17 protein-coding genes and 5 pseudogenes are annotated in these 21,780 nt (G+C 60.1%); 8 read left to right on the top strand and 14 right to left on the bottom strand.

From position 1 onward, the window contains the following. Positions 1-356 precede the first annotated feature (356 nt). Positions 357-569, bottom strand: a complete 213-nt coding sequence (locus Q2941_RS41480) for a DNA-directed RNA polymerase subunit alpha C-terminal domain-containing protein (RefSeq protein WP_458196125.1) — start codon at positions 567-569, stop codon at positions 357-359. A 789-nt stretch (positions 570-1,358) separates the two neighbouring features. On the opposite strand from Q2941_RS41480, the gene Q2941_RS41475 reads away from it, so the two are divergent. After that, positions 1,359-1,592, top strand: a complete 234-nt coding sequence (locus tag Q2941_RS41475; protein ID WP_458196124.1) for a hypothetical protein — start codon at positions 1,359-1,361, stop codon at positions 1,590-1,592. 296 nt (positions 1,593-1,888) lie between these two features. Here Q2941_RS41475 and Q2941_RS41470 read toward each other — a convergent pair. Together Q2941_RS41470 and Q2941_RS41465 are read right to left on the bottom strand one after the other, a co-directional pair. Then, a pseudogene (locus Q2941_RS41470) lies at positions 1,889-2,098 on the bottom strand (PRC-barrel domain-containing protein). 1,218 nt (positions 2,099-3,316) lie between these two features. Next, positions 3,317-5,098: a Rieske (2Fe-2S) protein gene (locus Q2941_RS41465; RefSeq protein WP_458196123.1), complete on the bottom strand. Its 1,782-nt coding sequence runs from the start codon at positions 5,096-5,098 to the stop codon at positions 3,317-3,319. 868 nt (positions 5,099-5,966) lie between these two features. Here Q2941_RS41465 and Q2941_RS41460 point away from each other — a divergent pair. Continuing rightward, positions 5,967-6,231: pseudogene (locus tag Q2941_RS41460) on the top strand (hypothetical protein). Between the two features lies 1 nt (position 6,232). Here the strand turns inward: Q2941_RS41460 and Q2941_RS41455 are convergent. Further along, on the bottom strand, positions 6,233-6,388 hold the full coding sequence (locus tag Q2941_RS41455) for a hypothetical protein (protein ID WP_458196122.1): 156 nt from the start codon (positions 6,386-6,388) through the stop codon (positions 6,233-6,235). Between the two features lie 192 nt (positions 6,389-6,580). Between Q2941_RS41455 and Q2941_RS41450 the strand changes: the two genes are divergently transcribed. Next, the gene (locus Q2941_RS41450) at positions 6,581-6,868 is read left to right on the top strand and encodes a DUF1330 domain-containing protein (RefSeq protein WP_458196121.1); all 288 of its coding nucleotides are present in this window, start codon (positions 6,581-6,583) and stop codon (positions 6,866-6,868) included. 130 nt (positions 6,869-6,998) lie between these two features. On the opposite strand, the gene Q2941_RS41445 is transcribed toward Q2941_RS41450, so the two are convergent. The 5 genes and pseudogenes from Q2941_RS41445 to Q2941_RS41425 form a co-directional block, all read right to left on the bottom strand. Next, entirely contained in the window at positions 6,999-7,304 is a 306-nt protein-coding gene (locus Q2941_RS41445) for a transposase family protein (protein WP_458196131.1), read from the bottom strand. 314 nt (positions 7,305-7,618) lie between these two features. Continuing rightward, complete coding sequence (locus Q2941_RS41440; protein WP_458196120.1) at positions 7,619-7,801, bottom strand: hypothetical protein; 183 nt, start codon at positions 7,799-7,801, stop codon at positions 7,619-7,621. Between the two features lie 606 nt (positions 7,802-8,407). After that, entirely contained in the window at positions 8,408-8,614 is a 207-nt protein-coding gene (locus Q2941_RS41435) for a cold-shock protein (protein ID WP_458196119.1), read from the bottom strand. Positions 8,615-9,388: 774 nt separating this feature from the next. Beyond that, complete coding sequence (gene rpsU, locus Q2941_RS41430) at positions 9,389-9,676, bottom strand: 30S ribosomal protein S21 (RefSeq protein WP_458196118.1); 288 nt, start codon at positions 9,674-9,676, stop codon at positions 9,389-9,391. Positions 9,677-9,920: 244 nt separating this feature from the next. After that, positions 9,921-10,433: pseudogene (locus tag Q2941_RS41425) on the bottom strand (SOS response-associated peptidase family protein); the annotation flags it as partial. Positions 10,434-10,454: 21 nt separating this feature from the next. On the opposite strand from Q2941_RS41425, the pseudogene Q2941_RS41420 reads away from it, so the two are divergent. The 3 genes and pseudogenes from Q2941_RS41420 to Q2941_RS41410 form a co-directional block, all read left to right on the top strand. Next, positions 10,455-10,716 (top strand): annotated as a pseudogene (locus tag Q2941_RS41420) (IS110 family RNA-guided transposase); the annotation flags it as partial. A gap of 783 nt (positions 10,717-11,499) precedes the next feature. Next, positions 11,500-11,664, top strand: coding sequence for a hypothetical protein (locus Q2941_RS41415; protein ID WP_458196117.1), 165 nt, complete (start codon positions 11,500-11,502; stop codon positions 11,662-11,664). A 1,107-nt stretch (positions 11,665-12,771) separates the two neighbouring features. Further along, positions 12,772-13,026: a hypothetical protein gene (locus Q2941_RS41410; protein WP_458196116.1), complete on the top strand. Its 255-nt coding sequence runs from the start codon at positions 12,772-12,774 to the stop codon at positions 13,024-13,026. 488 nt (positions 13,027-13,514) lie between these two features. Here Q2941_RS41410 and Q2941_RS41405 read toward each other — a convergent pair whose 3' ends face one another. The 4 genes from Q2941_RS41405 to Q2941_RS41390 form a co-directional block, all read right to left on the bottom strand. Further along, positions 13,515-13,700 (bottom strand): hypothetical protein, encoded by a 186-nt coding sequence (locus Q2941_RS41405; RefSeq protein ID WP_458196115.1) that lies wholly within the window; start codon positions 13,698-13,700, stop codon positions 13,515-13,517. Between the two features lie 611 nt (positions 13,701-14,311). Further along, positions 14,312-15,073, bottom strand: coding sequence for a slipin family protein (locus tag Q2941_RS41400; protein WP_458196114.1), 762 nt, complete (start codon positions 15,071-15,073; stop codon positions 14,312-14,314). Further along, complete coding sequence (locus Q2941_RS41395; RefSeq protein ID WP_458196113.1) at positions 15,070-16,467, bottom strand: NfeD family protein; 1,398 nt, start codon at positions 16,465-16,467, stop codon at positions 15,070-15,072. Before Q2941_RS41395 ends, Q2941_RS41400 begins: the two co-directional genes overlap by 4 nt. A 144-nt stretch (positions 16,468-16,611) precedes the next feature. Continuing rightward, positions 16,612-16,923 carry a hypothetical protein gene (locus tag Q2941_RS41390; RefSeq protein ID WP_458196112.1) on the bottom strand — a complete coding sequence of 104 codons (312 nt, stop codon included), beginning with the start codon at positions 16,921-16,923 and terminating at the stop codon, positions 16,612-16,614. A gap of 504 nt (positions 16,924-17,427) precedes the next feature. Between Q2941_RS41390 and Q2941_RS41385 the strand changes: the two genes are divergently transcribed. Continuing rightward, complete coding sequence (locus Q2941_RS41385; protein ID WP_458196111.1) at positions 17,428-18,027, top strand: MipA/OmpV family protein; 600 nt, start codon at positions 17,428-17,430, stop codon at positions 18,025-18,027. A 329-nt stretch (positions 18,028-18,356) separates the two neighbouring features. After that, a pseudogene (locus tag Q2941_RS41380) lies at positions 18,357-18,831 on the top strand (S26 family signal peptidase). Between the two features lie 643 nt (positions 18,832-19,474). Here the strand turns inward: Q2941_RS41380 and Q2941_RS41375 are convergent. Then, positions 19,475-21,385 carry a S9 family peptidase gene (locus Q2941_RS41375; RefSeq protein WP_458196110.1) on the bottom strand — a complete coding sequence of 637 codons (1,911 nt, stop codon included), beginning with the start codon at positions 21,383-21,385 and terminating at the stop codon, positions 19,475-19,477. Positions 21,386-21,780: the final 395 nt, after the last annotated feature.

The raw sequence follows: 21,780 nt of genomic DNA, 5'->3' as shown, positions 1-21,780 counted from the left end.
CTGCGGTGCATGAGTCAGCAGTTGGCCCTTCGCGTCGTTTCGTTGCTATGCAACAATACGTTGGCTATCGGGGGCACAGCGGACTCTGACAAGGCGTCCGCCCGGCGCGTCTATAGGTTCACAGTCTAGCTCAGCCCTCATCCTGTGAAAACGTCCCCGGAGGTGTCGCTCACCCCGGGCAACCTAACATCCGGCTGCGCAACGAGCGACAGCGTGGGGCAATATTCGGGCTGATCGGCACGTTTGGTACCGACTAGATCATGACAGCCGGCGTTGATCATCGACCAAGTAACGCCGTCCGTGGATTTCACAATCGTACTGCACTTCGGACACCGCGTTTGCATGCGTGTCTACGTTCATTCTCTGCTATCGAAACCGAGGTTTGCGCGCAGCTGGGCGACGGACTTTGGCCCCAAATCCGGCAAACTCAGCAGCGCTTTGTCGGAAGCTGATCGAACGTCGCCGACAGTCTTGAACCCCTGGAAAGCCAAAACGTTTCTGATCCGCGTAGGCAGCCGAAGTGCCGTCAACGGAAAGTCGTCGGGTAGTCCGCGCGTCGGTTCAGGCATTGAGAGGAGGGGCTGGCTTCTAGGCTCTCTGTCGCATTGAACCCTTACATGGACCTTACATTCTCTCGAAACAGTGTTTGCCGTTACGCCACCTTCTGTTGTCAATCTACTGCGCATCGCTCATGTTGTTCTGTCTAAGCCTGACTTGGTGCGCCCTGTGGCCTCACGAAGCGCTTCCGGATGAAGCAGAGGAATGCCGCCAACAGGCCGTTGGTGTTTCTGAAACTCGCGGGCTAATGGATTTAGCTCGCCCAAGGTGCCGAAGGAAGGCGCAGCAAATTTTTAGGCCATCGCGCGACACTTGGTATTTTGGCGCCTCGATCGTTTCGGCTGCGATCGTGCTTGGCTGGTTGATCTTCGTCATTGTCGCTGCATAAAGGGCAGCCTCAGTTTGGTGGTCTTTTTCTCCACAACAGGCTGCCGGCTCGTTTGGCTTGTGCGGCCGATCATCTCTGATGGCCCAGGCCAATTCCGAGCGTTATGGCCTTTTGCCTTAAGGAGCCTTCGGATCTTTTCATAAGTTTCGCGATCTTTACTACCGGCGTCCTCGCCTTCGAATGCTGCTTTAGCAGCTTCATGTCAGCTGCTGTGTACGGCTTGCGCGCCGGTCTCTTCTTTTTAGCTTTTGCCACTTTGCTTCGCCTCGAGTTGGATTGGTGTACATAACACGCGCGGTCTATTCATCAAGCGATCAGGGCAACCGTCCACGAGCCAACATAATCTGCCTATCGCGGAACGATTCTCCGTTTCAGTCGTTTAGAAGCTGATCCCCAAGGCCGGAGTTTCCCCATGCGTCAACAGCGCACGCAACAAACGCCTTCGCCCATGTTTAGGACGGTCACTGGCCTTCCAGCTGGCGGCTATGCGCTCATTGTGGACGGCCAGCCTAAGATGGAGTTTGATACGCAAGACCGCGCCATAAACGCGGCCAAGGAGTTAAAAGGACTTTTTCCGATGCTCCAGGTTAAGGTCTATGATGCTGAGACGAAGCAGAGCGAGGTGATCGAGCCGGCAGCGGCGTGACTGGCGCGAGCGAAATGTGGCAGGCCAAATCGAACATCTCTTTAGTCCGCCTCGGATGCCGGCGCCGCTCGCACCTCGCGCCGTCTGCGTTTGGAACCGAAACATTTTCTAGCCTGAATGATTTACCCAGGGCTTCGCAAGATGCGAGGCATTCATGACCCCTCTCTCGGCGAGCGACGTGTTCCTTACGGTCGCGATCATGACTGTCACTTTCCTGACCGAGGTCGGACTTTCATTTTGATGGGAATGCTTTGAAAGGAGCGCGCGATCTGGGCAACGCGCAGCCGATGGGAGGTCTAGGACTCCGCAAGCTTGATGGTTGAGACCGGCCATCTTCCATCATGACCTATGATGGAAATCCGAAGTCAGTGCAATTCATCCAGCCAAACGTTCTCGACCGTGCCTGCCTTTCCGTCAGTAAGCACGACGGCTTTGCCGATCAATTCGGATTGTGCCGCACCGTACTCATTCAATATTTTTGACCCACGGCGCTTCACCGATGGCATTGCTGGCCGAGCCGCCTGTGCTGTCCAAAGCGGCTCAGCGGCGACGCTTGTCGCAACGCTTGGCCGCTGGAATGATTGATGGTGACTGCTCTTCCAATTCGCGGAGCCGGCCGATCTGCGTTCTAAGGCTCCCCGGGAGTTCCGGCTCTTCTTTCAGGAACGCGCGTAGTCTCTCCCCGATCTCTTGAACGATTGCTCGGCTGTGTTGAGGTCCATGTCAATCCGGTTGCGCATAGCGAAGCCTCGTTCGGGTAAGAAAGCGCCAGCATTGGCACCCCCCTCCCGCAACTCTCTCGCTTGCGAGCACGGCTGGCAATTCTGAACGGAACCGGAGACCGCCGCTTTTGGCTATCTGCGCGAGCGCTTGTTTTTGAGAAGAGCGGGCCCTGCAACAGAAACCTTTGGCTATCCGCGGCATGCGCCGTGTAGTCAACGGCGAGCGACGGTCTCGCGCTTCTAACGTCTTGACCGGAGTTTTCGTTCCCTGACGGCGCAACTCGAAACGCATTTGCGGAGCTGCCTAAGTCATGGGGGGCAGCCCCGGCTGTTGTCACAGCTCGCGCTCCATTGCAGGGTGCTGTCGGTTCTTCAACGCGGTTACGGGATGAGCACCGCGGCGAACGCCATGGCGACGGGAAGCAACCCCAGACCAATCGCGCCCGCCCTGTAGGCGATCGCTTTGTCGAGTAACGGTTTGGATGGGCGACGCATGACCAAGCCCTCCTCACAGTTCCGGTCACGCCAGAATGCACCCGCTGAAGGAAATGCGCTAGGCCGTCGTTTTGCGGTGCACGCTTGACTACGCCGTGGATTTGACGGGCGTCGCTCGCGCCACTTACGAAATTGACTGCGCCGACGATGCCGACGCGGCGCAACGTGCGAAAAGATTTCTCGATGCGTATCCCATCGTGGAGGTCTGGGACGGCGTGAGGCACGTGGTCCGCCTCACCCAAGAAAACCACCGAACGATCTAGAGGGACACTCAGCCGCCCCGCGTCTACCGCATCCGGTAGGCGTCAAAAGCGTGGGCCAGGAAAATGGCCAAGCCGGCAAAGGCAAGAGCGGCCACGACCGATTCTGTCATCGCCGCACGAGCGGGCTCGTCGCGCCCAGGATTATCGACTTAAGGAAGTAGCGATACAGGGCGTTTATGAAGGCCAACATTTGGAAGCGCGTCTCGGTTCGCCGGCGCAGGCTCTTGTCCCTTCGCGCGCGACGTCAGGGCGGTCCAGCCTCGTGATGCAGCTCACCGCCCCGCATCAAGCGACGGGCGATGTCGGCGGTCTGCAGGGACGCGCGTTCGGTCGGTGAATGGGCCGCCAGATAGCGCGCAACCGCGATGAGGATGTGCCGGCCCTCGTCCATGTCGCCCCACGCGCCGAATTGCCGCACTCCCGCCTCCAGTATCTGATACGCATGGAAGCCGGCATCTTCGCGCAGCACCGCGTGGGCGAGCGTGACGATCAGCGCCTGCGGCGAATGGCCGAGCGTGAGATGCCGTGCCACCAGGCTTGCGGCGAGATCGACTTGTCGCTGCCGGTCGAAGGTGTCGAGCAAGGCGGCGCCGATCGTCTCTGGATCCGCGGGCAGATCATCGAGCGGCTCGCCTCCGTCGCCCGGGATGCGCGCCGGCGGCACGTTGAGATAGCGAGCAAGGTGGAGCGCCATAGCTCCGTGCAACACGCCGCGGACGGCCGTGACGCCGGTGTCGCTATTGGCAGCCCCGATGCGCTTCAGCATCTGGTGGACGGCGTTGGCGTAGGTGAAGACGTGATGCGCCGTCTCCCAGTCGGCGTGCTCGTTGGCATTGCCGAAGCGCGCCACTCTGAGCGCGGCCGCGTACGCGAGGGATTGGCCAAGGTCAGCAGGCGCGGCGCCGGCGCGGATTGCTTCCTTGAGCGCATCAACGATCCCGGCCGGATCGTCACCGAGCAGCGTCTGCGCAAGGGCGGCGTGGCCTGACCAGTCATGCGCGCCGCGTCCGGCAGTGAACAGGTCCGCGAGTTCGCTGGTTGAGCCCTCGCACAGCGCGATGAGGTCAACGGGCTGGCGCCAGGCCGTCGATTCCTCGGCGCCACGGGCCGCCACCATCTGACCGACGACCGTCGGTAGCAGAGCCGCCGCGTGTTGCCAGCCGATCAGGTCGAGGCACTCGAACGCCTTGTTGATGAAGTCGAGCGAGTGCCCGGTGTCGGCGAACGCCCGCTCGGTCGCGGCGGCGAACAGGGCATCAGCGAGTTCAGCCGTAGAGAAGCCGGCGGCAATCGCCGTGAGCAGGGTGCGCTCGGCCGCCTCGCGATGGCGCACGCTCGTCCAGCGCAGCAGCCAGCGTTTGAGCGCGGCCCGATTCGGCCGGCTTCCAAGCGGCGTGCGTTCCCGCCGCGGGGCCTCGCCGTCGCAGTCCGCCGCGACGCGGCGCGCGCCGTGGAAGAGGGCGAGATAGGCGTCCTCCTCCGGCAGCACAGGCAGGAGATTGGCGAGTGCCGTAAGGATCGTCAGACCTGCGCTCCAGCCGTCGCGATTTAGCGCCCCGAACAACGCCACCTGCCGGACGGTTTCGACCTGCGGCACGCCGGCGGCGAGATGACCATGGATGGCCTTCGCAATGACCAGGCTGAGGTCGTGGGCGAGGCCGTCGGCAAGCCGCTGATGCCAGTGCGCGGCGATATCGGCATCTGTGAAGGTGGCTTTCACCCAGACGTTACCATTGCGCACCTCGACCGGGCAGATCGGCACGTCGTCCGCCCAGAGATCGAAGGTGCAGCCGCTTTCGAGATCGAAGCGCGCGTGATGCCAGTGACAGGTCAGGATGCCATCCTCGAGGCTGCCGCGATCCAGCGGGAAGCCCATGTGCGGGCACCGATTGTCGAGAGCGAAGACGCGCCCGCGGTCGCAGATGACGAGGATCGGACGATGGTCACCGCGCATAACGAGCCGCCCCTTGAGCGTCAGCTCCTCAAGGCTGCCGGCCAGCGCGAATTCCTTGCTGGGCGCGTCCATGAGCATACCTCCCAATGTGGCTTGGTGGGCCGCTACAGGTACTCCGCAACATAGGCTGCGTCTGCACCCACTGCGAGGAAGACGCGCTGCAGGCCTGGCCGCCCGTAAGAGGATCGACAGCCCTCTGAAGCCGCCGACCGAAACGTAGGCGCGCTAAGGGCAGCGGACAGAAATGGTGTTGTCCTGGTTAGGAGACCCGGCATTGGGAAATTAGGACAGTGTTGCGGTCGGTACTTACACGGAGTCCACTCAGTGCGCTGATACCTCTAAGGTGCTCTCGCCGGGGCTGGCATTTTCATCCCGAACAAGATTGTGACCGGCAAGGGGTCGCCAAAAGCGGCCCCTTTCGATTCCTGTGGGTGTGTCAGCGAACAGCGTTGAGTGGTCGTTTGTCGCCGTGGCAACGACCGGATTTGCGTTCATGATCGTCGACATCGTGATGCTATCGATGATGTAGGGCGGCTGCGCCCGCAGTTTGAGAGATCTCAACCTCGCGTGGTCTTCGCAGCGACAGCGTTCCGTAGCATCTCGCGCTCTCGACTGAGGTTTTCGACCTTCGCGCCGCATTCGCACAACAGCAGCTCTGCGATGCCGTCGGGACGCCGGCCCGCTGCAGCATTCGGATCTCGCGCTCCTGCGCGCGGATCTGTTCCCGCATGCGGGTGATCTCGAGAATCCGCGGGATCTAGACCTCGGCTTCTACCTCTTTCGTGGAGGCATTATCTGGCGCGCTGTCCCTAGCGACGAGGTCGTCCACAGCTTGGCGGAACACGTGGAAAAGCAGCACGCCCCACAATTCGGAACCCTGTGTTAGCAGCCGGAACGAAGCTCGGGCGCAAGGATTCGTGTCGGCGCAGGAGAAATTTCGATGCTGGTGATGAAGGAGAACCGGGCGGCGATCCGGACGCTGCGGGGCTGGGCGATCTCCGCGCTGCAGGAAATGGGCGCCTATCTTCGAATGCGAGGAGCACGGCTGGATGCAGGACCGCGCCGACCCGCACGCGCGAAAGCGGGCCTTCGACATCGCGCGACGGGATCAGCCGCCCGGCGTGTCACCCGAGGCAGCCGTCGCCGAAATCCGCGATATTCTGGATTCGATCGGCGACACCTGCCCGGAGTGTCCGCAGGATTAGCTCACCGCTCGGATGCCGCGGGCTCCGGGCGCGATCGGGCGAGCTCGAGCCATGCCTGCGCCACCTGGATCCAGCGCTGTCGCTCGAAGCCGCGGGCGTGCACGGCTTCCTTCATGGCCGCTTCGGCCTGTCCTCGAGGATCGTAGTCGCTGCCCATGCACGACTTATCATAGGCGGATAGTGTAAACGACAGGTGGCGGGCGGCCCGTAAGAATCGGGACCTGAGTGTGACCTCCCTGCCTGGCCGAAATCTTCTTCGCGCCCCTCCTCGGTCCGGACGACCCGCCCCGGGCGGCGTGCTAGGCTGGATGTCTTCTGTTCTCGGATCCATTGTCGCTAGAGGTTGATTATGCCCGCCTATTTCATCGTTCAAAACACGATCAAAGATGAAGCGCAGTATCAGAAATACGTCCAAGCCGTCGTGCCGTTCATGGCCGGTTTCGGCGGAAAGCTTGTCGCCAGACGCGCGAAAGTGGAGGTACTGGAAGGTGAACACGACCAGCGACCGGTCGTCATGTTCGAGTTTCCCGACATGGAGGCGATCCACGCGTTCTGGAATTCGCCGGACTACGTTCCGATCAAGAAGCTGCGCGAAGGTATAGCCACCATGAACATCTGGGCCTTTCCCGGCGCCTGATCGGTTAATGACAGGCCGCAGGCGGGCCGCAGCAACCTGGTCAATGGGGCGACCGTCGGGACTGCCGGCAGGCAGGGAGAGCTAACCGCTGGCCGCGAACAGATCCCATTTGCCAGGCAGCCCCTTTAGCTCATACGAACCGCGTTCGCTGAAACGCAGGCCCGCGCCCGCGACGAGATCGGTCACTACGCGCGAACCAGGACCTCGTCAAGCGCGCCACGACCATAAGCCGAACCGGTCGCCCAGCCAGCGGCAGATCGGTGAGACGTCGCTGATATCGGCTATGGATCCGCCCAGAACTGGCTCTGCATCCGGGACAGAGGCCCGTGTCACCCGTCGGACGCACGGTGATCACGGTTGCAGTGCCCTCACAGACGGCACTCTCCACAACAAACCCAGGAGGGACCAAGGCCGACGGACGTAACGCTCGCTGCATCATGTTGATTCCCTTATGAACCAATGCAAGCCGGGCGCCCGAACTTCATCAAAAGTGAGTCAGAGCCAATTTTGCATGCCGAATGACAATCCAAGCCCACGGCGCTCATGGTCGGCGCTATGATGTTCGGCGGTCTATTCGCTGGCATCAGGTTCGATGAGGTCGATGGCGACATCCTGTTCGAGGCCAAGAATGAGGACACGCGACGAAGATCGAGGATGACTTCGCGCTGCACATTTCGATCATCGCGTCCAAGATACGGAGCGAGAGATCAACATCGTGCTGGCGTTGCCGCGCCAGCTTGCCAGTTGAGCCTAGGAAGGCATGCCGATCCGGCAATTGTTCCCATCGATGTCGCGATCCCTCTGCAGATCAGCTTCGAGTTCTGCGACTATGGCGTAAAGCAAGCTCGCGGCCAGCGGATCAGTGACCTCCCGCGCCAGTAGCCGGTAGCGCGCGATCTGGATTTCCTGCTCTCTGAATTGGCGCTCTGTCATGAGTTATGTCCTCCGACAAACCGACGCAGAGCCTACCAAGTTGTTTCGCTAGAATTTTCGGATCATTTCGTATGGTTTTTAATTGGTAAAGGAAGCGTGGCCTACGCAGCCAACATCGACAGTGCAAAAATGGTCGGCATGTCCGGTGTTGCCCTGACAGACGACGTTGCGATGGCTTAGCCCCTGGTTCTGCTTGGGCGCCAACACCGGACGTCGGCCAGAATGGCTATTCAATCACCTCGTCGGCAATCAGCAGAAAGTCGCAACTGAGGGGGCGTGTGAAACGGCGTTCTGTGAGACGGGGCCACAAGCCGACGTCACCGGTCAGGCGAACATAGAAAAAGGCCGCCAACTGCGGCGGCCTCTTATTCACTTATCGCTTCTTTTGTCTTGGCTTTGTAGCTGGTCTCTGTGTAGCGATTTCCGTGCGGACAGCTTGTGCTTCTTGAGCCAGCCGTAAAGCCCGAAGCCGCTCCATATTCGCGCGAACGGCGACAGCCTTAACTTCGGCTTCTTGGAGTGCCGTCTCGGCTTCCGCTCTAGCTAGTCGCAGCCTGTTAGCTTTGGCAAGCTGCTCTGGAGACTGACTGTCGGGTTTGCCCGACATCAAACGCGCAGGTTTTCTGCGCTGCTTTTGCCGCGCTTGGGGTCGACTTTGACTTCGTAAGAAATCTTTTGGCCTTCTGCCAAGCCAGAAAGTCCGGCGCGCTCTACTGCGCTGATATGCACGAAAACGTCTTGGCCGCCGTCATCCGGCGCGATGAAGCCGAACCCCTTTTGACCGTTGAACCACTTCACCGTACCCGTTGCCATTGGCGTTTCCTCTATGCTTGTACGTTGGAGGAATACCACAATGGGGTCGTTTTGGACATAGCGCCCAATATCTAACGCCCACTGGCTCACCGGGAGCTGCACCGGATCGATGGCGCGAGGCCGGAAGCCGAGTAGCGCAGGTGCCACTGCCAAGGACCCCACCACCGCTTTTATCGAGGCGGGTTCAATCCACTGTGAAGCCAGCCCATAGCTTCGGAATTAATCGGGTCTGCGGGAGCTTGTGCTTCGTATATCGTTGGGCAGTTAGTACACCTCAAGGTTCGGTGCTCGAACCCCGGTCTTCCCGGTACAACCCTGAGAACTTCCACCTTGCCTCCGCACCTCGGGCAGCGGGGCCACATCGTCTCGCGGGGTGAAAGCTTGTTAGTGAGCTGCGCGTCGGGCATGAGACGCTCCCTTCTACTGTGAGGGCGGGAGCACAACACTCTCAGTCACCGATAAAGGCCACGGGCGGCGCGGTGATGACGGCAGCCTACGCCCGACGCACGCACCGCGTATAGCAAAAAAAGGACACACAAGTACCCGGTGCCAACTGTGGCAGCGTCAATGCTGTCTGGTCCATTTCGAACGTGAACTTAGCCTTGCAGCACCGGGCCGTTGTCATCTCGGACTTCGATGGCCATTCGGTGCCCTGGGGAGCTATCGCCGTTACCCCTGACTGCGTTCTTCCATGTCTACCAATGAGCGAGCGGCTTCTTCCTGTACGGATTCAATGTCGGGGAGTTCTATCCATTCAAGGCGCAGCCGAATTGGTTATGGTTGTTTGGGGTTCGTAGCTGCGATGCTCGGAAGCGCGCGGGTCGGACGCTTATCATTGGGTTTCTTGACTGGGGCGGCAATCAATCCCTCTCGAATAGCTTGTTTCCGGGCCAGCTTGCGAGCGCGGCGAATCGCCTCGGACTTCTGGCGTGCCGCCTTTTCCGAGGGCTTCTCATAGAAGCTTGCCCCCTTCATTTCTCTGAACACGCCTTCGCGTTGCATTTTCTTTTTTAGAATTCGAAGCGCCTGCTCGACATTATTGTCGCGAACCAAGACTTGCATTCGTCAGAACTCCTAATTCGCCGCACTATGTCTGAAAAGACGCAGCCTGCGACGCAGAGCGCCGCGCGACAACTTAAGTGGCCAATTGTCATATGGTTCCCCGCCGACTACGTCAATCCAGAAGAGAGAAACCAAATCGGACTACGCGCGTCGTAAGCAGATGGAAATCCACCTTGTTCGAGTCACGACCGATGACGCAGAGCGCCGGATTTGGCTAGCTGCCACGCCGCGTGAGGAGGCCGTGGATCACCGGCATCGCCTTCGGGTGGATCGGTTCAACGACGGCATTCGGTGAGGTGGTCAAGAAGCCGTAGACCTGATGCGGCCCGGGATGGGCTTGGACTTGGTGCCACGATCACCATTGAACTCGGTCCAGATGCCAGCAAACGCGAACAGCGGCCGGTCCTCATTCAGCGCGAACAGACCGCATCCTTTTTCTTGGTCTCCGGGTTCGGCTCGGGCGCGTACTCGGCGAAGCTGTTGGCCGGGACCAAGCACCGGTTCTCCGGCTTGAGCCAGCCCCGCCAGTGCGGCGACGACGTGTTGCGGATGTTGGTGACCGGCGGCCCGCCTGTGCGCGGCGGCGGTGGCATGCCCCAGCGCATGAGCGCTATCTCGGTCCCGGCTTCTGTGTTGCGGATCACCGGAGCTGGATAGTCGGGGAAGACGCCGGGCATCGGCTGCAAGTTGCCGACGTAGCGATTGACCACGCGGAAGAGCGCCAGGATGGCGGCTTGGTGGTGGTGATGCTGTAGATGGGGTGATTGCGGTTGCTGCTCGAAAGGCTCAGCCTGGAAGGGACGGCGCTATTTCGAGGTGCGGCGATGTGATGCTCAGAACCATACTTTATCAGGCCGCGCTTGCACTTCTTACCCGCACCCAGCGTTGCCGCATTGAAAGCCTGGGGTGTAAGGGTGGCCAAGCGACGCGGCCTTCGCCGAGCGGTCGTAGCAGTCGCACGAAAATTAGCGATCGTGATGCATCGGATCTGGGCAGATGGAAGCGAGTTCCGGTGGACCCGCGAGGAGGCGACCGCATGATCAATTAGCAATTCAGCGGATCCGCCGAAAAGGCGGGAACGACGTCCTGCGAGGACGAGGTCGGGATGACTGCGCTGCAACCTCTGTGCCTGCAGCACGCGCCTAATAGATAGCAGCTCCCGATCTTCGGACAACCATCGTGAGGCGGCTATGAACGTCGACCTCGTAGACAAGAGCGAGCCTCGCAGGCTGTCGGTAACGAGCTGAACCCTTGTGCCAGCAACCGCAATCAGACAAGGTTGCACATTATGCAGCCGGACGGCCTCTCCAGCGCTAACGCGTCTTAATCGGTAGGTCTCTCAGCTTCCGCACGTAATAGCCTTGCCTCTGAACCGCCGACTTAATCTCGTCACTGACTTTGAGAACTTTCTTCTTAGACTTGCGCCATCGCCCCAACGTACCAACGGGTATCGGAAGTCCTTTACTAACGACGAGCAGATCGCTTCTTTCGTTTAAATAAACGTCAAACATGGTCGCCCATCCCCGAGCCAATTGATTGGGTTATCGTTTTGGAGCAGAACGGGGTTTTGAAATTGCAACACCGGCCCGCTTTTTTCGTCACTTCACCGCAGACTCGGTGCTCCGACAATAGCAGTTGGTTTCCGGCTTGTGCCCTGTGAATTGTGGGGAGTATTCCCGGTGTTCATCCAACCGCCTATAGTTTTCTGCTTGGATGTTGCTCGCATGTCACGCGCACACACCAACAGCTGTGAATTGGAGGCAAGTCGTCTCAGTTTAGCCTACTAGGCGCGGCTGTTGGAACCCTACGCAAGGGAGCCAACGATGCCGATTAACGACTTGATAGACAGATTGATCGAAGAATGCCGTGGCGACGTTCACGGGGCGCTAAAGGCACTCCTCTTGATCAACGAGCGTCTCGAGGCCGAGCTGCAATACTTTTATGAACAATCCGACTTCGATCCGCCGCATCGGGGCACGCTGCACTAAACCACTATTGGCCGCACCGCCTGTGCGTGGCGGCGGTGGCATGCCCCAGCGCATCAGCGTCATCTCGGTCCCGGCGTCGCCCCGTAGCCGAACAACCTGATGTTTAGGCTGCTGAGGGTCATGAGGCCAGGCTCCCGGGCACTCCGAGCCTCGACCTCAGTCCTGAACCGGCGTCGATGCGATCCGCTGGCCGCGAAGGCACCTATAGACGCGCACGGCTCTCCGGCCTCCGATCGGAGGCAATTGTCCGAGCGGCATCATTTCACGCTCGCATTTTTCGCACGCCGGAGGTCGCTGGGAATTGATATGGACTTGCATGGCAATTGGAGCGCTACTCGATCTGGGACGGCCGGACCACTTGGGAAAACTACGGGTGGGGATGGCGCCGCCGCACTGTGCAATGCGTTCCCATGGCTTATGGGGGTGATTTTCGCACACCCAACCGCGGTCCTCGCAAGCGGTGCATTTCATCGGGCAGGCCCAGCATTTTCTGCGTGAGGCGGACGCGCTGGTCAGACCAAGCTAATCGCGCCGCGCATCGGCCCTTAGGCCGTCGGACGTAACCTCATAGTCCTCGCCCCGATGCCTGAGCCAGCCTGCCTTGACCATCGCGATTGCGGTCTCCTCGCTGCATAAACGGTGGTTGTCGCCGGGGCAGTACAGCTTCCCATTGTGCGCGACCAGGTGGCCGGTGGCCGTACAGGTGCGCCTGCCTCAACACTCTGCGCATTCCGGGCGAGGGCTTGACCATAGCGCCTATCAACTTTGGTTGCCCGTATTCGTTCCGGTGAATTCCTCGTAGCGCGTTGCCGGCGCGGAAGGAAAATTCCTGGAAGTCGATGCAGTTGGGCACGGCGAGAGCGACAGCCCGCCACCGAGACGAAAATGCCAATCTACTGGCAGGTGCTGTCGCCGGACTTGGTGACGATGGCGCGGAGAATGCTGAGGCGCCACCGCAAGCCGGCCGCCGCTGGTCCGGGGCGCTAGTGTCCCAATTCCCACACTTGCGACTGAAAAGGCGTCTGCTTGTCGGCTTTCGAACAGACTGGCGAGCGCCATCGGTTCAAACGACTGATATTTGCTATCCCTTACAGGTAAACGACGGCGATGGCCCTGGAATTCCACCGTGCCGTCGAGCACCCGGAAATCTGGAGCGCAAGCAACGCAGGCTTTTCGTTCGTGATCAGCTATGAGAGCCCCAACGGCCCCGGCTTTCGCGGGCGCGCCGGCTATGTGGCGTCGTGGCGCCGAGCTATCGGGGGTAGCGGCGCGGTCAAGATCGGCGGCTCGCCCTTCAAAATGCTCGCCGAAGCCGAGCAGGCTTGCAACGCCACCCTAAAGCATCTGACGAGGGAAGACTGATGTGAAGGCTCAACGTTGCCAATCGCGCTTTGAACGATGCGAGGCCACTTGGATCGTCTGATGATGCGATGGCAATTCGTGCACAGCACCATAAGGTCTCCTCGGTCCGGACGGGGTCTTCGCGCGCCTCGACCACGCAAGAAGCGCACAAGGAAATATCGCATCATAGGCTGATGCAGCTTGGCTGGCGTCCGTAGCCTCGCCTAACTAATGCCGCATCCTCGTTTCGATCGGCGTCCCGTCGAGCGAATTCAACATGGTATTGATGCTCACCAACAGGCGCTCGATTTCATCTTGCTATTCAAGCGACGCTCCTCTTGCAGCCGCTCTAAGAGCCGCTGCTTTCGCGTGAGGAGTTCCGCAACAGTCGGCATCATTGCAACCCTCTCAGAAAAAATCGCAGCTCGTGCAACCAGTCTACTCTTGTGTCGTCCGTCAGGCTGCTCCCGCGACGACTACTCGATCTGCACAGCCGCAATGGAGTTGACCTAGAATAACGCTAACCGGGGCGGGAAACTTTTCCTTTTGAAGGCCGCCGGCAGCATAACCATTTGCATTTCGATGTTATCGGAAGAGGCAATCTCATTGTGCCGCTCGCGGATATAGTTCGCCGTCATCGGCTTGTCATCGGGGCGCAGCGAGAGCCGCTTTGGCGTCACATGATCGATAGCCATCAACCACCCCACAATCCGCACTGGAAATGCAAAAGCCCTAGCCTCCTCGGCTAGGGCTTTCAGTGCAGGGAGATGTCATCTAGCGGGCTCAAAGCCCCGAGGGAGCTAGTCCCTCCATCTCCACCTTTCTCTCCCATCTATGGAAGAGTTTAAAAGACCTCCGTAAAGGAAGCCCACAACGGGGAATGCTGTCCAGGACTGGGCGCATCCCCCAACTATAAGTACTTGCTACGGCGGCGCGTATCCAGCCAGCACGGCTGCCCTTTCCCGTGGCCCCCCGGCTGACCTTAGCTCACCGAATGGGCCATCGTCCGGGTACATTGAATAATCCGAACTTCTTGGACCCGGCTATGGCGCGCACGGCGGCGCGCCGATCGGACGATTGCGAGCGCACATCCGTGGTCCAGCGTTTAGGGGGCGGGTTCTACTCGCAGGTTAGGCCACGGAAACCATAAATTCAGGGAAGACCTGTCGGGGGGAACGTAGGTAGCCCTCCCCCGCTACCAAAATCTACGATTCTTGCGCGCACCTTGCGATTTTGCGGGCTTGGCCGCCGGACGACGGTTCTGATTCTATCAGACTGTTCGTGTCCCTTCCGGCAAATGGCCGGGTCACGCGGAATCGCTTCGTAGCCCAAGGCGTTCAAGCAGGTTGATCGGGAGCGGAAAGACGATGGTCGATGACCGTTCGCTCGCGATGTCATGCAGCGCTGCGAAATAGCGGAGCTGCATCGCCTGCGGCTCCTGGGCGAGGATGCGGCCGGCCTCGACGAGCTTCTCGGCGGCCTGCTCCTCACCCATCGCGTTGATGACCTTGGCGCGTCGCAGACGCTCCGCCTCGGCCTGCTTGGCGATCGCGCGCACCATGGTTTCGTTGAGGTCGACATCCTTGATCTCGATCCCGGTGACCTTGATACCCCACACGTCGGTCTGCTTGTCGAGGATCTCCTGGATATCTGCGTTCAACCTGTCGCGTTCCGCCAGCATCTCGTCGAGCTCGTGCTTGCCGAGCACCGAGCGTAGCGTGGTCTGTGCGAGCTGGCTGGTCGCGGCCATGTAGTCGCCGACCTTGATGATGGCGCGCTCGGGATCGACGATGCGAAAATAGAGAACGGCGTTGACCTTGACCGAGACGTTGTCGCGCGAAATCACATCCTGGGGTGGAACGACTTGCACCATCACCCTGAGATCGACCTTCACGAGTTGCTGGACGATTGGAATGAGGATGATGAGGCCCGGGCCCTTCACGCCGGTGAAGCGGCCGAGCGTGAAGACGACGCCGCGCTCGTATTCCCTTAAGATGCGAATGGCCTGGGTGAGAAATATGACGACGAGCAGCGCAAGCGCTGCATAAGTCAAATATTCAAGCATCATGCTGTACCTCCCTCGCCGGCGGCGGCGGGCACCCGCCGTACCACAAGCGTCAAATCGACGATGTTGGCCACTTCGACCACCTCTCCGGGCTTGAACATCTCGGCGCTGCGCGCCTGCCAGCGCTCACCATGAGCGAACACGTGGCCTTCGTTCTCGTTCCAGTCGAGGACCTCGGCAGGGAGACCTCGCATGGCTTGCGCGCCGACCCGTGCAGGACCCTTGCGGGCGCGGCGAAGCGAGCCAAGCACGACAAGAATAAAGCCAATGATTATCGCCGCAGTGATGCCGATGACCCACCACGACAGCCGGTAGCCGGGCGCCTCGACCCTGATGAGCATCAGCGCTCCCAGCACAAAGGCGATGACCCCTCCGAGGCCGATCACGATGGTCGGATTGAAGGCTTCGATGGCGAGCAGCGCGATTCCGATCAGCATCAAGGCGAACCCCGCGTAGTTGATCGGCAAGAGGTTGAGGGCATAGAGGCCCAGCAGGAGGCAGATCGCGCCAACAACCCCTGGAGCGACCGCGCCGGGAGACATGAATTCGAAGATCAAGCCGTAGATGCCGACCATCAGGAGAATGAACGCAATGTTGGGATCGGTGATGACCGCCAGGAAGCGCGAGATCCATCCGGGATCGATGGTCTCGAGGACGGCATCCTTTGTCGCTAGACGTTGGGTCTTGCCGCCTGCAACCTCCACCACGCGGCCATCGATCTGCCTGAGCAACTCGGCCGGATCGCGTGCGATGAGGTCGATGACATGGGCCTGCAACGCGCCGTTGGCAGAGAGGGTCGCGGCCTCGCGGACCGCCTTCTCGGCCCAGTCAGCGTTGTGGTTACGCAGTTCGGCGAGGCTGCGGATGAAGGCGACGGCATCATTCGTCACCTTTGCCGTCATGGCGTCCTTCGGCTCGCCCTGGCGGTCGCCATCCTTGTTGTCCTTGCCGTCCTTGTCCGGAGTGCCGCTCGGCAGCCCCGGTATCGGGCCGCCGATCTGCACCGGCGTTGCGGCACCGATATTGGTGCCCGGTGCCATGACGGCGATATGGGTCGCATAGAGAATATAGGTCCCGGCGCTCGCGGCATGGGCCCCGGAGGGAGCGACATAGCCGATGACAGGAACGGGCGAGGCGAGCACATCGGCGATGATCTCGCGCATGCTGGTGTTGAGACCGCCCGGTGTATTCAGACGCAGAACGACGGCCTCGGCGTGTCGTTCGCCGGCCCTGGCCAGAGCGTCCTTCACGTAACTGGCCGACGCCGGTCCGATCGCTCCGTCGATCGATATAGTCAGTACAACTTTGCCGCTCTCCTCCGCGAAACCGGGACGGAGGGAGACAACGAGGGCGACGACTGCAATCGCCGCAACGAGGGCCGCCTTTACAGTCTGCACGGCAAGGACTCCCTTGCCGAAAATATGGCGTTCCGCTCCGGGACCTCAATGCCCGCCGATCGGGATTGAGGGGCGTCTCATGTCGTTGTGCAATGCGAATTCAGGGGCGGTCGGATGCACGCCGCCGGAAAACCCTGTAAGCCGTCAAACCACTTGCGGAGGTGAAGCTAAGGAGCCCGCCTTTGTGCCGGTGATGATGGCGGGCGTCTCGACGAGGCGGCCGAGATCCGCCTCCTCGGTATAGAGCGCCGGCGTCACGCGGATGCATTGCCCCTTGGCGACACCCGCCCGGCGCACAGTGTGCACCTTGTCCCCGTCCCTGAGCTTCGCAACGACGGCGTCGTTATCGGCCTTGCTCGTCTTGCCGGCAAGGCGGAAGGAGGTGATGGCGCCGTAGAGGCCGGCTTCATCAGGCGTCAGGATCTCGATATCCTTGAACGGGCGGACACGGCTCACCCAGTAGTCGCGCGCAAATAGCGCAGGTGGGCCTGCTTGGCAGGTGATCGGTCGCGATCTCGTCGCGCGATAGTTGATCTTCAATCCAGCAGCCGCAATCCGGCGCGCATCTCCTAACGAGCTGCGCCTGAAGCGTCAAAATGATTGTAACTCAGTGTTTCCGTTCGGGAAGAGGTCACACTGGTTAACAAAACGGCGGTCTTGGGGATATTCGAGGAACACCTGGTTGGTGGACTCTAACCACCAACAAATTCGGTTCGTTGGCCGTACAAAGTTGTGGGTCTGTCCTCCTCATGACGCGCATCAAGTCGCTGTTGCTTCCTTTGGGTGTCTGTATCGCGTCGCTGCTGCCCAGGTATGAGGCATGGTGCTTCGACGACGATTGGCGCGATGCGCTGGTTGGCACCTTTGCTTATTTGTCGGTCAGCGACAGCAGCCGAAGCGAGATACCCCCGAATGAGTGTAGGTGCTTGGTGTTCTGCGTAGTTGCTCCCGGAGACGACGATGAATCCGACGACGATTGAGACGCACGTCGCCTCGCACAGCGATCCACCGTCCTCCTCCGAAAGCAAGTTAAGAAAACACGTGCAACTCGCGCAACGGAATCTTGTCCCGGCTATTCATCGTCTGCGGGGTAGTCGCATTGCCCTCCATGGCGTGCGCGCAATCAACGCCACCGGATTCGTCGATATGGACCCTGCCAGTGCCGCCGCTGGCGGTACCGTTTCTTCCGACGCCAGCCGGCTTGTGGACGGTGACGATCGGTATTGGGGAAATTTTAAGCCCGCCTTCGAGGGGGCGACGCGCGGTATGCTGGGCCCGATTCCAATTGTCAACGTTCAACGCGCTGGATCTCGGCAACAATTCATCAGTCCGCGAGATAGCTCGGGCATTGCGCTGTTTGACTATGGGGCGTTCCGAGCCGGTCCGGTTGGCACGTTGCTGCCCAGCCGCAAGGCGGGCAGCGATGCCGCGCTTAACGGGCTTTACGACGTCAGGACGACTATCGAACTCGGTAGGTTCATCGAATATTCCGGTCGATTGGTTCCGCACGCGCGTCGAGGTTCGTCGTGGTTTTGGAGGAAGCGCCGGCGTCTTTGCTGATTTCTCGGCGGATGCGATCGTTCCTGTGTGGGACAGATTAACTCCAGTCTTTTCCGTCAATCTTCGCGATGGTGAATGCTGGCTTGGGTGTATCACTTCTGACGGTCTCAGACGCCAGGATGGGCCTTAGCTATCCCGTTCGTACTTTGAATCTCGGTAAGCTGGCTCCAGCTTTGCAGTTTGCGTTGGCCATGCGACGTTCGGACGCCGAGCGGCGCATTAACAGAGCTCTACGTGCCATGTGCAAAGAGGCGGTTGAAAGTCGAGACAGCGTGCGTGGTGAGACGGTCGCCTCTGCACCGCGGAAGGTCAGCGATTCCATATTCGCGATGTTTGGCGCTGCTGCTGCCCTTGTCGCGACGATGATCGTAGAACCACTCTACATCTGGAATGCATCCGCGAGTGTTCCGATCGGCCTCTAACGTTTGCGGTCTGCGGAAAGCCTCTCAGTCACGGAGCTGGTCGCCGTTCTGCCGCCAGAGCCGCTTGCGACCTTTCTCGACCTGAACGGCTATCTGCCCGCCGGCGTCGCAATGCTCAAACGCGTGCTGGCACTTCCGGGGCAGACGGCCTGCAGAACCGGGCTCGCGATTTCGGTCGACGAGATTGCGGTGGGCGAGGCGAGGGATCGCGACGGGCGCGACCGACCGCTGCCCAAGTGGGATGGCTGTCGCTGGTCGGCGAGGGCGAACTCTTTCTCATGAACTGGCAGCCGACGACTCTCTGGATGGTCGATATTTTGGGTTTCTGCCTGCGTCGGCTGTTATCGGCCATGCGTTCCCAGTGTGGACGTGGGAGGGGTGATCATGCGTGTTTCATGTGTCTGCCGCGTCATTCTGTTATTCGGCCTGCAATATTTGCAGGCCGAATGACAGTCAATTCCGGCATAGTTCTCCACGGCTGTCCTCCGTCTCCAGATGCTTGGGGCCGACTCAAGTCGTGACCCCATTTCATCATCTATCGGAGGACAGCCACCATCATCACCACCCCTTGCTCGGAGCAGGGCCCATTACGGCATCTAGTTGAGGCAGAGCCGCGGCTCCGCCGGACCCTAGCGCCGGCGTCGCGCAGCGTGATCAGCTTGCGGCCGTCCGCCTCTATCAGACCGTCGCAAGACCGCCCCCAACCCCGGCTCAACCTTCAGCGCTAGGGGCGTTTTCTTGTCCACAGTGTCAATCGCGACACAGTGCATCGGCGCGACTCGCCGTATGCTTTTGCCGCGTCCTTCATGGCGCTTTTCTCCCTTAGCCTTGAGCCCGTCGCGAATGGCGGGCTCCCTTCGATAGCGCCTCAGTTGGCGGTCTCGGCCTGTAGGAGCCGGACATAGGTCCCGCTCTCGTGCAGCTCGAGCCAGCCGCGCTCGACCGCTTGTTTTGCAGAGTCCCGCGATGTAGTTGCGGACCTCCGCCCGTATCGCTCCGAAATGCTCAAGAGCTCTGCGGTGACGTCACGACGTAAGCGGGGCCCGTGTCAGGTTCATTGAATAGAACAGAAGCTCCGCTTCAAGCGCCTGGCGAAGATGTGCAGATTGACGAAACCCGTGCTTCTCGTGCTGGAATATGAGTAGACAGGTCGGGACGTTTCGGCGTTGAAGCGAGCAATACATGCTTTGCGCCTGATTGATCGGCACGACCGGATCGTCGTTACCGTGAAGAAATATCACTGGAGCGGAGAGCCTGTCGGCGAAATTGATCGGCGAACGGTCGTGGTAAAGTGCGCTGTTGGGCCTGAATGGCTCAATGAGCCAGTCAGTGTAGTGCGACTCGAACTTATGGGTCTCGGTGGCGAGTGCGACCAGATCACTGATTCCGTAGTAGCTCGCACCAGCGGCAAATTCGGTACGAAAGGTGAGCCCGCACAACGTGGTATAGCCACCAGCGCTGCCGCCCCTGACTGCTAGCTTTCTGTCGTCGACATCGCCACGAGCGGCAAGGAATTTCGCGCCCGAAATGCAATCTGCGACGTCAATGACACCCCATTGGCCGTAAAGCCTTTCCCGGTATTTCCTTCCATACCCAGTGCTTCCGCGATAGTTCACATCAAGGACACCGAATCCCCGACTGGTCCAGAATTGTACCGAAAGATCGAGCGCCGAATCGGTCGCGGTGGTTGGCCCGCCGTGGCTTTTCACGAGTAACGGAGGCCTTTCCGAGGCTGGCGCCCGCCAGTCTGGATTGTAGGGAGGATAATAGAAGGCATGGGCAATTTCGCCATCGCCTGTTCGAAATTCGATCGATTGCGGCGTCGAAAAGTAGTTCTGGAAATCTTGCAAGCTGGCTGATGAGACCAAGAGCTTGATCGGCGAAACCGCTCCCGTGTTCACATCGACGGTCGCGATTGCCGGCGGCGATGTCATGGTGGCATAACGGATCACTATTGTCGTTGCCGTCGCGTGCACACCCGACAAGGAGGAAAATTCCATCGGATAGTCGTGAGCGATCAATGTCGGCAGTTCTAGTCGGCCCAGGCGCCGGCTACCGTTTTGGACAAACGAGTAGATCAGAATCTCGGGTGACATAAACGCGTAGGTCGAGAGGCCGAGCAGCCATTGAGGGACACCGAATTCCGCGTCTCGAGCCAAGATGTGCTCCACGCCGGAGGCGTTCCAACGGTACAGGTTCCAGAAATCTGTGCGGTCGGAAATGAAGTAGAGTCTCCCGTCCGGCGACCATTGTGGCTGAAATATCGATTCGGAACCGCCCTGGACAATTTGTTTGTCTGTCAACGTGCCTGCCTGATCGAGACCTGCGACATTCAGATTAGTGGAAGTCCACGGCATGTTTGGATGTTGCCAGCTTAGCCACGCAAGTTTTGATCCATCGACGTTGAGCGTCGGCGAGGAGTAGAAGTCACATCCGCTGTCGAGCGTTGCTTCACGGCCCGTCGCGATGTCGATGGCGACCAGCGTATGGATCGCTTTAACGACGTCGCCGTTCGGGCGCTCCTCTTTGATCGCGATTAGCCGATTTCGAGCGGCGTCGACGCAAATGTCTGCAAACAAGCAATTCGCACTCGACGTGATTTTCGTCGGAGCGCTGCCCGCAACCTGCTGGTAGATTTGATTGTCGCCGAAATTGACGAAATACATGACGTCGTTGCTGACGGCGTAGGCGCCCCCACCGTAGCTATACACCTGCGATCTTACGCTGAAAGGCGACGGCGTAATATCTCTGATCGTGCCGTCGGCGGCTCTGGCCACGACAATGTTGCGGCCCTTCTCTAGGGGTCTTCCCTCGATCCAGTAGATATTGTCGCCATCAATCCGCGGCTCCGAGAGTGATCCGGTTTCGGCCACAGCCACGCCGGCTGTGATGGGAGAGGTCCACGATCCGAAATTACCGGTCTGCTGACCCACCATGAAGCTCCTCCATCGCTGTTGAGTTCAAGAACGCCACTTTACGCCCACTTACTGGAACCCCAGCCAGCAAATTAGACTCACATCGGACGCCCTGCTCGCCCCGCTTCCGTTCGGCGCCACGCTGGCCGAAGCGGTCGCGGCCCTTGGACCATCGCCGAACCGGCGGCCGGCACGCCGGTAATCGAAATCGGCGGCACGCCGTCCGCGCGGTGCGCGCCCTTCCATGTCCGTGCCGTATTCGCCGGTTGGCGTGGAGGGATCGCTCCGGCGGCGGCCGAGGTGGCGCCCGTGCCCGCGCCCATCATGGCGCTCGCGCCAATGCTCGCCGCCGCGCTCGCCGTAAACGAAGCCTTTCTTCATGTGTCCGGCCATGTCGGCATCTGTCTCTTATACAC

The sequence above is a fragment of the Bradyrhizobium sp. UFLA05-153 genome (assembly GCF_054185185.1).
The sequence above is the reverse complement of the archived record's forward strand: the minus strand, read 5'-3'. Positions and strand labels throughout refer to the sequence as shown.

What these genes read in the sequence shown, in the direction of transcription:
- Q2941_RS41450 (WP_458196121.1), top strand. Translation starts at nt 6,581, where the DNA reads ATGCCCGCCTATTTCATCGTTCAAAACACGATCAAAGATGAAGCGCAG.
- Q2941_RS41400 (WP_458196114.1), bottom strand. Translation starts at nt 15,073, where the DNA reads ATGATGCTTGAATATTTGACTTATGCAGCGCTTGCGCTGCTCGTCGTC.
- Q2941_RS41435 (WP_458196119.1), bottom strand. Translation starts at nt 8,614, where the DNA reads ATGGCAACGGGTACGGTGAAGTGGTTCAACGGTCAAAAGGGGTTCGGC.
- Q2941_RS41440 (WP_458196120.1), bottom strand. Translation starts at nt 7,801, where the DNA reads ATGACAGAGCGCCAATTCAGAGAGCAGGAAATCCAGATCGCGCGCTAC.
- Q2941_RS41445 (WP_458196131.1), bottom strand. Translation starts at nt 7,304, where the DNA reads ATGCAGCGAGCGTTACGTCCGTCGGCCTTGGTCCCTCCTGGGTTTGTT.
- rpsU (WP_458196118.1), bottom strand. Translation starts at nt 9,676, where the DNA reads ATGCAAGTCTTGGTTCGCGACAATAATGTCGAGCAGGCGCTTCGAATT.
- Q2941_RS41480 (WP_458196125.1), bottom strand. Translation starts at nt 569, where the DNA reads ATGCCTGAACCGACGCGCGGACTACCCGACGACTTTCCGTTGACGGCA.
- Q2941_RS41455 (WP_458196122.1), bottom strand. Translation starts at nt 6,388, where the DNA reads ATGGGCAGCGACTACGATCCTCGAGGACAGGCCGAAGCGGCCATGAAG.
- Q2941_RS41375 (WP_458196110.1), bottom strand. Translation starts at nt 21,385, where the DNA reads ATGGTGGGTCAGCAGACCGGTAATTTCGGATCGTGGACCTCTCCCATC.
- Q2941_RS41475 (WP_458196124.1), top strand. Translation starts at nt 1,359, where the DNA reads ATGCGTCAACAGCGCACGCAACAAACGCCTTCGCCCATGTTTAGGACG.
- Q2941_RS41465 (WP_458196123.1), bottom strand. Translation starts at nt 5,098, where the DNA reads ATGGACGCGCCCAGCAAGGAATTCGCGCTGGCCGGCAGCCTTGAGGAG.
- Q2941_RS41385 (WP_458196111.1), top strand. Translation starts at nt 17,428, where the DNA reads ATGAATCCGACGACGATTGAGACGCACGTCGCCTCGCACAGCGATCCA.
- Q2941_RS41415 (WP_458196117.1), top strand. Translation starts at nt 11,500, where the DNA reads ATGCCGATTAACGACTTGATAGACAGATTGATCGAAGAATGCCGTGGC.
- Q2941_RS41410 (WP_458196116.1), top strand. Translation starts at nt 12,772, where the DNA reads ATGGCCCTGGAATTCCACCGTGCCGTCGAGCACCCGGAAATCTGGAGC.
- Q2941_RS41405 (WP_458196115.1), bottom strand. Translation starts at nt 13,700, where the DNA reads ATGGCTATCGATCATGTGACGCCAAAGCGGCTCTCGCTGCGCCCCGAT.